Annotated in this window: 17 protein-coding genes; 7 read left to right on the forward strand and 10 right to left on the reverse strand. The window is 36.9% G+C overall.

The genetic code is table 11. From position 1 onward, the window contains the following. Positions 1-89: 89 nt before the first annotated feature. The 4 genes from menB to ACZ5N5_RS17985 are packed head-to-tail and all read right to left on the reverse strand — an operon-like array spanning position 90 to position 4,842. Entirely contained in the window at positions 90-908 is an 819-nt protein-coding gene (menB, locus tag ACZ5N5_RS17970) for a 1,4-dihydroxy-2-naphthoyl-CoA synthase (RefSeq protein WP_054787497.1), read from the reverse strand. Further along, complete coding sequence (menH, locus tag ACZ5N5_RS17975; protein ID WP_464372858.1) at positions 905-1,717, reverse strand: 2-succinyl-6-hydroxy-2,4-cyclohexadiene-1-carboxylate synthase; 813 nt, start codon at positions 1,715-1,717, stop codon at positions 905-907. The genes menB and menH overlap by 4 nt, the downstream gene beginning before the upstream one ends. Further along, the gene (gene menD, locus ACZ5N5_RS17980) at positions 1,707-3,452 is read right to left on the reverse strand and encodes a 2-succinyl-5-enolpyruvyl-6-hydroxy-3-cyclohexene-1-carboxylic-acid synthase (protein WP_464372859.1); all 1,746 of its coding nucleotides are present in this window, start codon (positions 3,450-3,452) and stop codon (positions 1,707-1,709) included. The genes menH and menD overlap by 11 nt, the downstream gene beginning before the upstream one ends. Beyond that, complete coding sequence (locus ACZ5N5_RS17985) at positions 3,439-4,842, reverse strand: isochorismate synthase (RefSeq protein WP_277679208.1); 1,404 nt, start codon at positions 4,840-4,842, stop codon at positions 3,439-3,441. Before ACZ5N5_RS17985 ends, menD begins: the two co-directional genes overlap by 14 nt. A 264-nt stretch (positions 4,843-5,106) precedes the next feature. Here ACZ5N5_RS17985 and ACZ5N5_RS17990 point away from each other — a divergent pair, with 264 nt between their 5' ends. Continuing rightward, entirely contained in the window at positions 5,107-6,048 is a 942-nt protein-coding gene (locus ACZ5N5_RS17990) for a 1,4-dihydroxy-2-naphthoate polyprenyltransferase (protein WP_054859703.1), read from the forward strand. A gap of 21 nt (positions 6,049-6,069) precedes the next feature. Continuing rightward, entirely contained in the window at positions 6,070-6,453 is a 384-nt protein-coding gene (locus tag ACZ5N5_RS17995) for a hotdog fold thioesterase (protein WP_109984636.1), read from the forward strand. 48 nt (positions 6,454-6,501) lie between these two features. Here the strand turns inward: ACZ5N5_RS17995 and ACZ5N5_RS18000 are convergent, their stop codons facing one another. Beyond that, the gene (locus tag ACZ5N5_RS18000) at positions 6,502-7,557 is read right to left on the reverse strand and encodes a M20/M25/M40 family metallo-hydrolase (RefSeq protein ID WP_109984637.1); all 1,056 of its coding nucleotides are present in this window, start codon (positions 7,555-7,557) and stop codon (positions 6,502-6,504) included. Between the two features lie 79 nt (positions 7,558-7,636). On the opposite strand from ACZ5N5_RS18000, the gene ACZ5N5_RS18005 reads away from it, so the two are divergent. After that, positions 7,637-8,635, forward strand: a complete 999-nt coding sequence (locus tag ACZ5N5_RS18005; protein WP_109984638.1) for a potassium channel family protein — start codon at positions 7,637-7,639, stop codon at positions 8,633-8,635. 37 nt (positions 8,636-8,672) lie between these two features. Here ACZ5N5_RS18005 and ACZ5N5_RS18010 read toward each other — a convergent pair whose 3' ends face one another. Both ACZ5N5_RS18010 and yugI read right to left on the reverse strand, forming a co-directional pair. Beyond that, positions 8,673-10,019, reverse strand: a complete 1,347-nt coding sequence (locus ACZ5N5_RS18010) for a glucose-6-phosphate isomerase (RefSeq protein ID WP_464372860.1) — start codon at positions 10,017-10,019, stop codon at positions 8,673-8,675. A 188-nt stretch (positions 10,020-10,207) separates the two neighbouring features. Continuing rightward, positions 10,208-10,567, reverse strand: coding sequence for a S1 domain-containing post-transcriptional regulator GSP13 (yugI, locus tag ACZ5N5_RS18015; protein ID WP_054859704.1), 360 nt, complete (start codon positions 10,565-10,567; stop codon positions 10,208-10,210). Between the two features lie 316 nt (positions 10,568-10,883). Here yugI and ACZ5N5_RS18020 point away from each other — a divergent pair, with 316 nt between their 5' ends. Then, positions 10,884-11,693, forward strand: coding sequence for an alpha/beta hydrolase (locus ACZ5N5_RS18020; RefSeq protein WP_277678563.1), 810 nt, complete (start codon positions 10,884-10,886; stop codon positions 11,691-11,693). Positions 11,694-11,837: 144 nt separating this feature from the next. Next, positions 11,838-13,013, forward strand: a complete 1,176-nt coding sequence (locus tag ACZ5N5_RS18025; protein WP_109984642.1) for a MalY/PatB family protein — start codon at positions 11,838-11,840, stop codon at positions 13,011-13,013. A gap of 16 nt (positions 13,014-13,029) precedes the next feature. Here ACZ5N5_RS18025 and ACZ5N5_RS18030 read toward each other — a convergent pair whose 3' ends face one another. The 3 genes from ACZ5N5_RS18030 to ACZ5N5_RS18040 form a co-directional block, all read right to left on the reverse strand. Beyond that, positions 13,030-13,620 (reverse strand): superoxide dismutase family protein, encoded by a 591-nt coding sequence (locus tag ACZ5N5_RS18030; protein WP_054787502.1) that lies wholly within the window; start codon positions 13,618-13,620, stop codon positions 13,030-13,032. A 61-nt stretch (positions 13,621-13,681) separates the two neighbouring features. Next, a complete protein-coding gene (locus tag ACZ5N5_RS18035) occupies positions 13,682-13,852 on the reverse strand; it encodes a hypothetical protein (protein ID WP_181397541.1) in 171 nt (56 codons plus the stop codon). Between the two features lie 288 nt (positions 13,853-14,140). Then, positions 14,141-14,401 carry a phosphocarrier protein HPr gene (locus tag ACZ5N5_RS18040; RefSeq protein ID WP_054787503.1) on the reverse strand — a complete coding sequence of 87 codons (261 nt, stop codon included), beginning with the start codon at positions 14,399-14,401 and terminating at the stop codon, positions 14,141-14,143. 210 nt (positions 14,402-14,611) lie between these two features. On the opposite strand from ACZ5N5_RS18040, the gene deoD reads away from it, so the two are divergent. After that, positions 14,612-15,319: a purine-nucleoside phosphorylase gene (gene deoD, locus ACZ5N5_RS18045; RefSeq protein WP_109984643.1), complete on the forward strand. Its 708-nt coding sequence runs from the start codon at positions 14,612-14,614 to the stop codon at positions 15,317-15,319. A gap of 278 nt (positions 15,320-15,597) precedes the next feature. Next, complete coding sequence (locus ACZ5N5_RS18050; protein ID WP_109984644.1) at positions 15,598-16,074, forward strand: divergent PAP2 family protein; 477 nt, start codon at positions 15,598-15,600, stop codon at positions 16,072-16,074. Positions 16,075-16,076: the final 2 nt, after the last annotated feature.

A 16,076-nucleotide genomic window follows, 5' to 3' on the forward strand; every position in this document is an offset into this window, starting at 1 on the left:
TATTATCGTCATAGATAAAACCTAGTTTCATACTTATGAAACTAGGTTTCGTCTTTCGGTTTACCATCTAAGAAGACGGAATCATGTTATTAAGGAAAACGTGGGAACTTTTTGAAGTCTGGCTTACGTTTTTCTTTAAACGCATCGCGTCCTTCTTTCGCCTCATCTGTTGTGTAATAAAGTAAAGTTGCATCCCCGCCCATTTGTTGAAGTCCTGCAAGTCCATCTGTATCTGCATTAAATGAAGCTTTTAGGAAACGTAAGGCAGTTGGAGATTTCTCCAGCATTTCTTCACACCATTGAATGGTTTCTTCTTCTAATTTTTCTAATGGGACGACCGTATTTACAAGTCCCATATCTAGTGCCTCTTGTGCGTTATACTGACGGCATAAATACCAAATTTCACGCGCTTTCTTGTGTCCCACTATACGAGCAAGCAACCCCGCACCATAACCAGCGTCAAAACTACCGACTTTAGGGCCTGTTTGACCAAAAATCGCATTGTCTGCAGCAATGGTTAAGTCACAAACAACATGTAATACATGCCCGCCTCCGATAGCAAAACCTGAAACCATTGCAACAACCGGTTTAGGAATGACACGAATAAGTCGTTGTAGGTCCAAGACATTAAGGCGAGGAATTTCATCATCCCCAACGTATCCTCCGTGTCCGCGCACCTTCTGATCTCCACCGGAACAGAATGCTTTGTCACCAGCACCTGCAAGAACAATGACACCAATGCTTGCATCATCACGAGCATATGTAAAAGCATCGATCAATTCATTTACTGTGTGAGGACGGAAAGCGTTACGTACCTCTGGCCTGTTAATGGTTATTTTGGCAATACCATTGTAAGTTTCATATAAAATATCATCATATGTGCGTTCACTAGTCCATTCGACTGTCATAAGATGTCCTCCTTCTTGAAATAGAACTCATCTACTATTGTACCAAAAATCTCTGATTGTTCCACATGAATTGCATGTCCACTGTTTGGCACAACATATAAATAACTATTTGGTATCCTTTTCTCCATTTCTATGCCAATCTGAACAAACTTTTGATCTTTTTCACCAACTATAATGGCTACAGGACAGGTTAGCTCACCTAATTGTTCCCACCAAGAAGGCATCACTCCTGTTCCCATTGTTTGTAACGATTGGGCTAGTCCATGACTGGTTTGACTTAATCGTTCCTTTCGTATCCGCTCTTTCATAGATAGAGGAAGAGACTTTTGGGAAATAAATAGTGGAATTTCTTCCCACGTATCAATAAATGCTTTCAAAGAGTTTGTTAAAATAAACTTAGCTTGCTTTTCATCCTTTTGAACACGAGCTTTCTTTTCCTGTGAATCTGCAATACCTGGTGTCGCGCTCTCTAATACAAGTGTGCGAACTCGTTTGGGATAAAGGAAAGCAAATGATAGAGCAGTCCTTCCTCCCATAGAATAACCTAACAGATGAACAGTAGACAATTGCAATTGATTAAAGATTTGTGCCAAATCATAGCAACAATCCTCCATAGAATGAATATTGGGAGTAGTTGATTTCCCATGACCAGGCAAGTCTATTTTTATGATTTGAAATTTGTTAGCCAATTTTTTTGTTAATTCAGCCCAAGTATGGGTAGTCCCAGTAAAACCATGAAGCATAACAAGTGGCGGTCCTTCTCCAACCTTTTCCACCCAGTAGTGATTACTATTTACCTCAAAGAACATCGTCAGAGCCCTCTAATTCATGTAGCAAGTACTGTTTTATCAGATCCCATTTTTGCTGATGCCAGCTAACATTTTCTGTACGATCGGTTTCCACTTCGACAATAGTTAGCCCACCTCTTTGGTACGAGTTTTCCAAAGCTCTAACATAATTGGTCCAGTTTTCTGGTTTTTCGTAGCTTGCATCATAAGCCACTGCAAGTTTTTGTATATCAATATCTTGAGGTGTACCAAACAGCAATTCATAATGCTTACTCTTATCCTTAGCCTGAGGTAAAAAGGAAAAAATACCCCCACCATTATTATTAATTAATACAATAGTTAGGTTTAATCGATAATTTTTAGCCAACAATAAACCATTTAAACTATGCAGAAAAGAAACATCTCCAATCAAAAGGGTGGTATGCTTATCAGTGGCACTAATGCCTAAAGCGGTCGAGATAATACCATCAATCCCATTTGCACCACGATTAGCTAAAACTTTCACTAGCTGTTGGTTAGAGAACCAAAAGGTGTCTACATCTCGAATCGGCATACTATTACTAGCAAAGAGAACCGTATGATCAGGAATAGTTTGTTGAATACCTATTACCGCAAGTCCTTCTGTTAATCGATCTTGTTTCTCTATCAACACTTCTTTCGTGTACGTATTCCATTTCCTCCAATTAGCTGACCATTTCTCATCGATTTTGATTGGATAGCTTGCCAAATCACGACATAAATGAACCCCATCACAATGATTAAGAAAATGAGTAGGCACACCAACAGGCTCTCGATATCCTTCTCCTTCTTCGACGACAATGTGTTCAATACCTTGCTTTTCTTGTAATAGCTGTAAATAAGCCTTAGAAACTGGCATAGCACCAAATCGAATAATAAAGTCAAGCTCTAGCAAATCGCGAACAGCCTTTGATTTCAGGATCGCATCATAGCCTTCCACAATCCATTTATTCGAATGTTTACCATTACGTAATAGAGATAATGGATCAGCAAAAATAGGAATCCCCCATGCTTCTGCTAGGTCAACGATAGCTGATCCTAGCTCTGTTCGATCCTGAGGACCACAGACTAGGATGCCCCGTTTTTTATTTTTTAATTTATCTATTAGTAGCTCTACATTCGGTTGCGATAACTGACTAACCGCTCGAAGGGTAAGACTCTTCTCTTCTTCCCCCCATATATCCTGTAACGTAAAGTCAGGAACAAGTGGCTCGCGTAGTGGAAAATTGAGATGAACAACACCACAGTTGGGACGTAACGCGGTTTGGATAGCACGTTTTGCTTGATTCCTTGCATAGCGAAGCATTTCTACTGTTGCACTAGGCAACGCCATTTCGTGAAACCATTTAGGATAATCTCCAAAGATTTTTAATTGATTAATCGTTTGCGGTGCTCCGACCTCCCGCAATTCATGTGGTCGATCAGCTGTTAAAACAATTAACGGTATTCTGCTATAATGTGCCTCAATAATGGCTGGATAATAATTGGCTGCTGCTGTACCAGACGTACAAACAAGGACTACTGGTTCTCTCGTTTCTTTTGCCATACCTAATGCAAAAAAAGCGGCAGACCTTTCATCAATATCTACCCATAATTGGAAGCGATCATATTCAGCAAAGGTTAAAGACAACGGAGTAGATCTTGACCCAGGTGAAATAACCACATTTCTTACACCACTTACATATAATTGATTGACAAAATTCGCAATATATTTCGTCAATGATTCACGATAACTCATAGTGTCCTCCTAATGCCTGCAGCATTGGGGTGAATTTGATACTTGTTTCCTTATATTCTTGCTCTGGATCGGAATCCTCCACTACACCACATCCAGCAAATAGAGATACCTTGTTTTCTCGCACTAGTGCTGAACGTATAGCCACAGCAAATTCCCCATTAAATTGATCATCCATCCACCCAATTGGAGCTCCATACCACCCTCGTTCTAGTGTTTCAAATTCACGTATAAAGGATAAGGAGGTTTCGCTCGGATAACCACTCAATGCCGGGGTTGGGTGTAATTTAGCAACAACATCTAAGATGGTATGCCCTCTCTTTAACTCTGCCTGTACTGGTGTATATAAATGTTGTAAATTTTTTAATGGATACAAAATTGGTTTGTCAGGAATATGAACTTTTCGAGCACAGGAAGTAACAGCTCCTCGAATCATATCTACCACAAATTGATGTTCTTTTTGATTCTTCTCATCTTGGAGCAATGCTTGGCCAATAACATCATCATCTTTTTTGTCCTTTCCCCTTGGTGCCGTGCCAGCAAGACAAGTAGAAAATAGTTGTTTTTTATTCACTTGAACTAGTCTTTCAGGTGTTGCACCAATGAAACATGCATTATTCTTTTCCCACGCAAACACATAACTATTTGGTTGCATGATTAACAGATTCCTTAAAACTTCGGTTAAATCACAATTATCCTTTAGCTCTATTTGTAGCTCTCTAGCTAGTACAATTTTATCCACTTTTCCTTCTGAAATATCATTCGTCACCTTCTGAACTAAATCTTTCCACTGTTCTGGATCTACCTCATGCTGCAGGTGAATGGCATTCGTATAAGTTATCATTTCTTTCCCATTGAGCAATTGCTGACTTTCAATCTGTAATTGTTGCTCCAATTGGCTTGTATTACTATTTGGTTCTACGAAGACATTAATGGTGAAATAATACTTTTCCTTATCTTTTGTAAGCATAAAGCGTGGTAGGCGGAATTGACTACCTTCAAACCCCTTCCAAAGTGATGGATCCTTTTCATTAGCTTGATCAAAAGGAAAACCGCCTAGCACAATTGGCCCTGCACTACTGTTAGGATATGGATTATCGATAATAGCATCATTAATCAGTTCCTGCCACTGCTGCTTTATTGTCGTATATGGCTGATTAATTGCTTGCATGGTATAGGCATTGCCCACTCCAACAAAATATATAGAACGATCGGTATTAGTCCAAAACGTTCGGGTTAAGCCAAGATACTTACCTGTATTAAAAAAAGCAAGTGGATCCAACTCTTCTATCTGTTCCGTTATACTAACAAAGGCTGGTGTTTGCTTTTTATTTGCCTGTTTTCTTGCTGTTTGTAATACACCATCTATATTTAATTCCTTTGTTTCAATCATTAGAAAACCCTCCAATATAATAGGGCATTTTTCATAAACGCTATCCATTATAGTACAAAATCAAATAATTTTAAAGAACCTAACGTATAGATGCCTCACCTTAATAGTATATCAAAAAATAAATCAATAAGGGTGATAATCGCATTTCACGAAGAATATTGACACATATTGAAGTATTCAATAAACTTATAATGTTGTATTATATACTTTTAGGCTATATTTCTAGCCTTTATTTTAAAATCAAGGAGATACTTTAAAATGGGAATGAATAAACCATCGCGAGAAGCGAATCATTTAAACGAAAAACCTGGGTTTCATGTATGGTGGCGATTATTAAGACCACATACTTTAACCGCATCCTTCATTCCAGTCTTTGTCGGAACAATGCTTGCCGTATTGGATGAAAAATTCCAACTATTATTATTTATCGTTATGCTAGTCGCTGCCATCCTTATCCAAGCAGCCACTAACATGTTCAATGAATATTACGATTATGTCCGTGGACTAGATAATGAAGAGTCTGTAGGAATTGGTGGCACTATTGTTCGAGATGGTATTAAGCCAATAGTCGTGAAAAGGCTAGCCTATTTATTTTTTGCCATTTCCGTTGCTTTAGGTGTATACATTTGCATCGAGTCCAGCTGGTGGATTGCTGTAATTGGCACACTTTGTATGCTGATAGGTTATCTATATACAGGAGGACCAATTCCCATCGCCTATACACCATTTGGAGAATTATTTTCTGGCTTACTGATGGGAACAGTCATTATCGGCATCAGTTATTATATCCAAACATTAACGTTAACATGGGAAGTCATTATCATTTCTATTCCTATCGCTATCTTGATTGGTTGTATTTTACTTGCCAATAACATTCGTGACTTAGACGGGGATAAAGAAAATGGAAGAAAAACAATTGCCATATTAGTCGGGCGTAATCGGGCCATTTCTTTATTAAAATGGTTAATCATTATTAGTTATTTACTAACTGGAATTTATATCTTAATGGGACTTTTACCTATTTATAGTGTGATCAGTTTTCTAAGCATTAAAAAAGCAAGCCATGCCATTAAAACCTTTAAAGAGAATACAACAAATGTTGGAATGATTCCGGCAATGGCTGCTGTTGCAAAAACGAATACCATTTATGGTGCACTTATTGGAATATCATTATTGCTCCATATCTTTATTCCTTTATCATTATAGCCTAGAAAGAAGTGGATAGAAATGGCTGAAAATTTAATGGATGCACTAAGTATAAAGACAGTAACAGTTTCTAAGGAATTAGTGATAATGGAAATGCCAATCACTAATACAGTTAAGCAGCCAATGGGATTCCTTCATGGAGGAGCAACTGTGGCACTTGCGGAAACGGCAGCAAGCATCGGTGGATTACAGCATATTCATCCTAATGAACAATCTATTGCAGGCTTAGAAATAAACTGTAACCATTTGAAAGCAAAAAAAGAAGGATGGATACAGGCAAAAGCCTCGCCTATTCATGTGGGAAAAAAAACAATGGTATGGGAAATCAAAATAGTCGATGAAAAAGAAGACCTTATTGCGATTTCACGCTGTACACTTGCCGTTATCCAGCTTCATCATCCATAAAACAGAGAAGAACCGTGTGACAAGATGATGTCATACGGTTTTTTTCTTTTATTCCAATGGGTTTAAGCTTTCTGTGCCATTCAAAGATGTAATCAGTTCTACTAGTAAAGCAATTTCTTCTTCTATATCCTTAAGACTAGCAGTTTCCACAGGTGAGTGCATATACCTTAATGGTAAGGAAACTAAACTAATTGGTACCCCTTTTCCAGTAAACCTCATTTTATCAGCATCTGTACCAGTTGCTCTCGGAGTAAGCTCATATTGGAGATTGATGGATAGCCTTTTAGCCGCTTCTTCCAGCCATTGATTCATTTTTCGATTAATCGGTGCACCTTTTGCTAGTACAGGGCCCCCTTCTAGCTTTACATCTCCATGCTTTCTTTTGTCAACACTTGGGTAATCTGTTGCAAAAGTTACGTCACATGCAATAGCACAATCAGGATGTAAACCAGCTGCAGCAAAATACGCTCCTCCCATATTCGTTTCCTCATTAACCGTACTTACGGCATAAAGACCTATATTGACTTTTTTCTCTTTCAATTGTTTAACTACCTCTGCCACGATAAAAGCGCCTGTGCGATTATCTAAGCCACGCCCAGATATATACCGATCCATCAGTAATTCCGATTTTCTACGATATACGACCAAATCACCAATTTGTATCGTTCGAGTTACCTCTTCCCTTGACTGTGCACCACAATCAATAAATAAATCCTCTACATTAAAATCATCCTTCATCCCCCCATGATGTTGCGCATTTACCCCGATAACACCAGGTAAAATTCCTGATTCCCCGATAATTTCTACCTTCATTCCTATAGCTGCTTTTGGGTTAATTCCACCCATTTTTTCAACAAAAACATATCCATGGTCATCGATCCGATTCACGACAAAAGCAATCTCGTCACAATGTCCAGCAAGCATAAGATGAAAATCAGCATCCTGATTTACAATCGCAATAGCGTTCCCAGCATGATCTGTTCTTATTTCATCGGCAAATGGTTTGACGTAATCGATCCATTTTTTCTGTATCTCCATTTCTAAACTAGATGGAGATGGTGTATGTAATAAACTTATTAAAAATTCTAAGCTATCCTTTTTCAATGTCAATCACTCCTGTTTTTAGCATAATGTTACTATTTTAGCTCAAACTAAACGAAAAAATACGGAAGGGTGGTTTTACATGCTTTGGAATAAATGGATCCAATTTTATTTTCATCTTCCAATAATTGTTCGTCTACTTCTCTCAGTTTGTCTCATTATGACAAGCTTTGGATTTATCATACATATATTAGAACCCATACATTTTCCGACGACTTTTGACGGGATTTGGTGGGCTTTTGTGACAGGCTCTACTGTAGGTTATGGTGACTATGTTCCATTAAGCAATATAGGAAAAATCATTGGTATCATATTGATTTTGGCAGGTGGCGGTCTCGTTACTTTTTATATGGCAACACTCTCAGCAGGTACAATTAAGCATGAGAAAAGCTTAACAGAAGGGAAAATCTCCTTCAAAGGAAGTGGTCATATTATTTTAATTGGGTGGAACGAAAGGACCAAGCAATTAATTAGGATGATGAAAGATAAACAAATGAAGACAGATATTGTTTTAATTGATCATTCTTTAAACAAGCTTTCCTATCGAAATAATATGATTCACTTTATACACGGACAGCCCACCTCTGATGAAATATTATCAAAAGCAAATATTGAAAAGGCTCATTATATAGTGATTACTGCAGACCCTTCACTATCAGAGGATGAAGCAGATCGTCAGACAATCTTAAACATCATCGCTGCACGTGGTAACAATCCATCTGTTCATATTATTTCCGAAATCCTAACGGAAATACAGCAAAAGAATGCCCTAAGAGCTGGCACTAATGCTATTATTCGTTCCAATGATTTTATGAGTTCCTTAATTTATCAAGCCCTATTTCAGAAAGATATCCAGGTTACAGACATTATAGCAAAAACATTGGAAGAACAGCAATTTTGTATCAATCCAATTGATAACAATATGATAAATCAGAGCTTTTATCATTGTACAAGACAGTTTTTAGAGGATGGAAAATCGTTAATTGGTATAGTTAGAGAGGATGAAATCATTTTACATCCACCATTCTCATTTATTACAGATAAAGCAGACCAATTTATTTTTTTAAAAGCAATAAAGTAAGGCAAGGTTAAATTTAACCTTGCCTTACCTAATGCTCTTATAAGCGTTTTTCTAGCTTCGCTTTTTCTTCTTCAAATCCTGGCTTACCTAGTAGGGCAAACATGTTTTTCTTATATGCTTCCACCCCAGGCTGATCAAATGGATTAACGCCTAATAAATATCCACTTATTGCACAAGCTTTTTCAAAGAAGTAGACAACGTATCCGAATGTATAAGCGTCTAATTTCGGTAAGTGAACGAGTAAATTCGGTACTTGTCCATCTGTATGTGCAAGGAGTGTACCTTGGTATGCTTTCTCATTAACAAAATCTAATGTCTTTCCTGCTAGGTAGTTAAGACCATCAAGATCTTGCGCTTCTTCTTCAATCGTAATATTAGATTTTGGTTCCTCTACATGAAGCACTGTTTCAAAAATGTCTCTTCGTCCCTCTTGTACATATTGTCCTAAAGAGTGCAAATCTGTGGAGAAATTAGCAGAAGAAGGATATATACCTTTGAAGTCTTTACCTTCACTTTCTCCAAACAATTGCTTCCACCATTCAGCAAAATATTGAAGGGAAGGTTCATAATTGATTAGCATTTCAATTGTTTTCCCTTTATTGTAGAGTACATTACGAACTGCAGCATATTGATAAGCAGGGTTTTTGTCTAGGTCTGCTTCACTTAGTTCCCCTTGAGCCTTTTGTGCCCCTTGCATCATTTGGTCAATATCCACACCGCTAACTGCAATAGGAAGTAAACCAACAGCTGTTAGGACAGAGTAACGTCCACCGACATCATCTGGAATAACAAAGCTTTCATACCCTTCCTCAATTGCTAATGTTTTCAATGCACCCTTTGCTTTATCTGTCGTTGCATAAATACGGCCTTTTGCTTCTTCGACCCCATACTTTTCTTCTAAAAACTTACGGAAAATACGGAAAGCAATGGCAGGTTCTGTTGTTGTACCACTCTTAGAAATAACATTAACAGATACATCCTTGTCCTTTAAGACATCAAAAAGGTCGTTAATATAAGGGGCACTGATACTATTACCAACAAAGAATACTTGCGGACTATTGCGTTGCTCTTTAGAAAGTTCATTATAGAAGGAATGATTTAGCATTTCGATCGCAGCACGAGCGCCTAAATAAGAGCCACCAATACCTACAACTAGAAGAACATCTGAATCTGATTTGATTTTATCTGCAGCTTTTTTAATGCGTGAAAATTCTTCTTTATCATAATTAGTTGGAAGGTCCACCCAACCTAGAAAGTCATTTCCCGCACCAGTTTTATTATGTATCATTTCATGAGCTAGCTTAACTGGTTCTTTTAAATAATCTAATTCATGCTTACCAAAAAAATCTAATGCTTTTTCATAGTCAAACCGTACATGTGTCATTTTTTACCCTCCATTAATTTTTATCACCTTTTTAATGTACCGAATCCTCTCATTTAAATCAAGAGCTGAGCTACCTATTTTGTCGAAAACTTATCAATATTTATCACAGTATGGATAGTAAAAAATAAAATGGCAGAGACAGAGTAAAACTGTTTCTACCATTTTATTCAAATGGAGTGAGAGAAGAGTTATTCAGATTGCTTTATCCACTCCTCAAGCTTGTCCTTTAACGTGTTAAAGCCATGCTCGCCCTCTTTTTGTTGAATATTTTTTGCTACAACTCGTTCCTCTTTTTTAGGTTCTATTGCACGAATAGATAGAGAGTATTTATTATTTTCCTCGTCTACTTCTAGTATCTTAACATTGACTTTGTCGCCTTCCTTCACATGATCATGGATATCCTTGACGAAGCCATTAGTTAATTCCGAAATGTGTACTAGTCCTTGTACATCTTCGTCTAGTGATACAAATGCTCCGTATGCTTGAACTCCTGTCACAGTACCTTCGACAATATCGCCTTCTTGAAATTTATTAGACACTTTTTCCATCTCCTTTCCTAATGAATTAAGAAATCTACCTGCAATGATTACGAACGAAACAAACAAGTTTTTCTTATAGACAATAAGTAATATTAGCATAAATTGATTTAAAATGGCAAAAATTTATCTTTTTATCATTCTAAGGTTTAAGGGGTAAATTTTTGGGTAAATCTATTAATGTAAGACTTTCTCGTATTCCCCCTGGATAGCAAAGCGAAATTTTAATTCGCTTTGCTTTTTTTATTATTGGATTTCTCTATTGGGATAAATTTTGCTCTATAGTACAACCTATAACAATCACACCTTGAAGGAAGGGTCTTACTCTATGGGGCGTTATTTTTGGTTTAAAGGACATGCTATATGCTATGAATTTCATCCTTCTTCACTTGCTCATAGTGACCACTATATTGTCCTGCTACACGGTTTTCTCGCCTCTAAATATTGTTTCCGACAATTAATATCTCCACTACAGCGAAAATATCATGTGCTCACAATTGATATTCCACCATTTGGTGATAGCTCTAAAAGTAAAGAATGCTTATATGAATATGACCATATTGTAAAGGCCATTGTATTCCTACTAGATCAGTTAGGTATCGATAAAACCGAAATACTAGGACATTCAATGGGTGGTCAAATTGCTTTGCGTTGTGGCTATTTTTATCCAGAGCGATTCTCTAAGCTGATACTGCTTTCCCCATGTTGCTTTATGCAACAATCTCCTCTATTCGCAAAAACAATGGGCTGGAATCCATACGCCCCTTTCATTGCAAGAGGATTGCTACGACATAAAGGTGTTTTAGAAATTTTACGACATTGTCTATATGATGATACACTCATTACTGATGAGATGTTACAGAAATATAAACAACCATTTCTAAACAGAGAGATATATCCATCCATTGTTACATGGTTAAAAGATCATCAAGAAGATCTTCATGAAGAGCAGTTGCAAAAAATCATGCATGACTGTACTATTTTTTGGGGGAAACAAGATTTAATCCTACCATACACATTAGGCTACGAATTATTGAAATTTCTTAAAAACGCTAAATTAATCCTTCTTGATGAAACAGGACATTTTATACCTGAAGAAAAGCCGAATTATATCCAAGCCTATCTACTCCAGTCCTGAATTCTTTAAACTTCCAATTTCTTCTTCATTATGCTTAAATAAAGGGAGACTTCATCAGTCGGAGATTCTTCTCCAACTGATGGTTACCATTGTGAAAATAAGGTAATAGCAGAAGATGCCAAAAAGAAAGTCGAGGGAATCAAAATGGAGCAATATTTTAGTGAAATAACCGAAAGAAAAAATACGAGAGCGGTAAAATGGGACCTTGTAAAGACGCTTTATGGTGCTGATGATATTCTTCCAATGTGGGTAGCGGACATGGATTTTAAGGTTCCTCCCGCTGTAACTGAAGCCTTAGTAAATCGCGCCAAGCATGGTATCTTCGGGTACACATATACAGACAAAGCCTACAACAAAATTGTCACCGATTGGGTGCAATATAAACACCAATGGGCGATAGATAATGGGTGGATCCTCTATAGTCCAGGCGTTATCTCTACCTTAAATATAGCTATTCAAGCTCTAACAGAGGAAGAAGATAAAGTCCTTATCCAAACACCTGTCTATCCTCCTTTTTATAATATAGTCCAAAACCATAATAGAGCACTTGTTAAAAATGAATTAATTTATAAAGACAATAGCTATCAAATTGACTTTGAAGATTTTGAAGCAAAGCTGAAAGAAGGGGTGAAAGTATTCATCTTATGTAATCCTCACAATCCCGTTGGTAGAGTGTGGAACAGGTCTGAGCTTGAACAGATTCTTGCATTGTGTAAAAAATATCATGTGTTCATTTTATCTGATGAGATTCACGCAGATATTATTCATGAACCAAATAAGCATATCCCTATCGCTTCATTGGATGAAGAAATGTTACATCAAACCATTACGTGTATGTCACCAACGAAAACCTTTAATCTGGCTGGTCTTCAAGCTTCCTATGCGATCATTCCCGATCAAGAAATACGCAAAAAAATCAGCCAAGCCTTTGAAAAACAAGGGATCCACGGTATTAATACAATGGGAATTACAGCATTAGAAGCCGCTTATACAGAAGGTAAGGACTGGCTACATCAGCTAATGCTTGAATTAAATAGAAATATCGACTATGTAATGAAAGAGTTGAGTAGGTTAGAGGAAGTAGATGTAACCAAACCAGAGGGAACCTACCTAATTTGGTTAGATTTCACGAAGCTAAATTTATCCCAAAAGGAATTGAAAAAATTTCTCGAACAAAAGGCTAAAGTAGGCTTAAATGATGGGGTAACATTCGGTGAAGAGGGTACTGGTTTTATGAGAATGAATCTAGCTGCACCTTTTCAGCTCATAAAAGAAGGTACAGATCGAATTAGAAGAGCAATCGAAGAAAGAAAAGGGTAAGTAGCCTCTAGCAGGCTTACTTACCCTTTTTCTCTTCCTCTTTATCAACCTCAGTTGGATCAGTAGGCTTATTTTCTTGATTCGATTCATCTAAGGAAATAACTCCACAAACAACTCGATTACCAGCATCGCCCGCAGGCTGAGAAATCCCATCATCTTGTTTCTCATGAATAATGATCGACGTCCCATTCTCACGTAATAATGATGTATTACCATCCATCAAGGTTGCTTCAGGAATATCTAATTCAACATCAACCGCACCACTGGGGTCTGCCTCAATATTAGGCATATCCCCTAAATGTGCTCCTTTAGGATTCATTAAGCCATGATCCTTTCCTTTCGGATTGAAATGGTTGCCAGCTGTTTGAAAATCTGGCCCTTCACAAGCTGGATATTCATGTATATGGATACCATGAAATCCGGGCGTTAATCCCTCTGCTGTTACATGAACCGTTACTTTATCAGCCTGTTCTTTAAATGTTGCTGTTCCTACTGCATCATTATCTGCATTGTACAATCGAACCTCAAGCGGAGAACGTGTATTATCCTTACAAGCACTTAGAATACATAAACTAAATATGAATAATAATATAGGAAATCTTTTCATACGTATATCCACCCTTCTTCTATATATTAGTATGGACAAACGATGAAAAGTTAATCAGATATTATTTTGAATTTGTATTCTTATATTTCTGATCAAACTTCTCTTCTTCTTTTTTGGAGGCTTTCCTAATAAAGTGCATGGCTACAAAAGCTCCAATCACGAAGACAATTAAACTAATAACAGCTGGAATATATTCTGCCTTATCCTCAGGAAAATAAAGAAATTCCATCATTGTCTATCACTTCCTTTGTTAAAGTTACTATTAAACATATCATTAAGTTGTTTTAGTTTAACCATTCTAAACTCGCCTTAAAAGTTACCTATTTAAATAGTACCATAGCTGTAGCCTCTCAACAATTAATCGTAGTAACTATGAAGAGTATGGAAAATTTATGTAATATGAGATAATAGAATGAAATCATTGGCTTTGATAAAATTAGTCATAAGAAAAAAAGCTAGTCAAAGCTAGCTTTTTTCTCCATAAGTATTTGAGATAAAGTATGTGTAAGTAAGCAATCTACTATCCTAAGTGTTCTTGAATAGTTTCTGCAATCCCTTCCAATGCTTGATCTTCATCATTTCCATCAACCGTAATCCGAATCTCAGCGCCTTTAGGAACACCTAAAGACATAACTCCCATGATCGACTTTAGATTAACTGTTTTTCCATTATAATGTAGTTCAACATGTGATTCATACTGTCCTGCCTTATTAACAAGTAAAGTCGCTGGTCTTGCATGAATACCTGTGTCACTTTGGATTGTAAAGGTTTGTTCTTTCATTCCGTATTCCTCCTCATCATCTTCGTCATTACATTGTATAAATAATTACCAATAAAAATGCAGCTACTAAATCTTATTATATACGAAATATTTCAAATTAGAAACAAAAAACAAAAAAAATTTAAGAAGCCCGAGGTTGCATTTGTAATTCCTTCTTTTATGTGCTATTTTCATAATACACAAGCATTGTTAAGCTAAGGAGGATTTTAAATGAGTATACATATTGGTGCCCAAAAAGGCGATATTGCAGATACAGTTCTGCTTCCAGGTGATCCGCTTCGTGCAAAGTACATTGCTGAAAATTTCCTCGAGGAAATGGCTTGTTATAATGAAGTTCGAGGAATGTATGGGTATACTGGAACATATAAAGGAAAGAAAATATCTGTTCAGGGAACAGGGATGGGAGTACCATCCATTTCTATTTACGTCAATGAACTAATTCAGAGCTATGATGTGCAAAAACTAATCCGGGTTGGTACGTGTGGAGCGATCCAAAAGGATGTCAAAGTAAGAGACGTCATTTTAGCTAGCACCTCTTCTACTGATTCACAAATGAATCGTATGGTTTTTGGCGGAATTGATTATGCCCCTACAGCTGATTTTTCTTTATTAAAAAATGCCTATGACACAGGAATCGAAAAAGGATTATCAATACAAGTAGGCAATGTTTTTACGAGTGATAATTTCTACCGTGATAATAATGAGGAATTGCTTGCCTTACTAGATCAATATAATGTACTAGCTATCGAAATGGAGAGTACAGCACTTTACACACTAGCAGCAAAATTCAACCGTAAGGCACTTTCCGTATTAACGGTATCTGACCATATGATAACAGGAGAAGAAACTTCTGCAATGGAAAGACAAACAACCTTTAACGATATGATTGAGGTATCCTTAGATGCCGCAATAAAGTAAGACTTCTATTTGTGAGGTTTTATCATCTAATAGATAATAAATGAGAAAAGGATCTCGTTCCTTTTCTCATTTTTTTCCTAATGATAATACTCACTTCAAGGAGGGGCTTTTCACCTACAGATAAATCCTTTATAAATTTGTTGTTAATTTTATTCACCTGTTATATATTGAGAAAAAGCTGTGCTATAATGTTACAAAGTGAGTTTTCATTGTTCAAGCTTAACAGTTGGTCTAAATCGATAAATTCAATCCTATAGAAAGAGAAAGGATGTATACATTTGGAGCTTTTTTCTAATTTTCCTCTTTGGTCTGCTTTAATCGCCATAGTGTTCGCACAAGTAGTAAAAATCCCACTCCATTTTTTTGCAACAAAGGAATTTAAGCCTGGTCTTGCCTTCAGTACAGGTGGCATGCCGAGTAGCCATTCCGCTGCTGTAACAGCTGTGACAACTGGAATCGGCATTGAACATGGCGTATCTTCTGGTTTATTCGCGATTTCCTGCATCACGGCAATCATTATTATGTTTGATGCAACAGGAATTAGAAGACAAGCAGGAGAACAAGCCATTTTATTAAATATGCTGGTAAAGGATTTTCACCGTTTTGTTACAGAGGCAAAGGGCTGGGGACAAAAAGGAGAATATGAAAAACAAAAAGAATTAAAGGAACTATTAGGACATCAACCTATCGAAGTCTTTTTTGGAGGATTAACTGGAATATTCCTTGCCTATCTACTATACCCATTTTTTGCATAATA

The sequence above is a fragment of the Gracilibacillus sp. JCM 18966 genome (assembly GCF_055392695.1).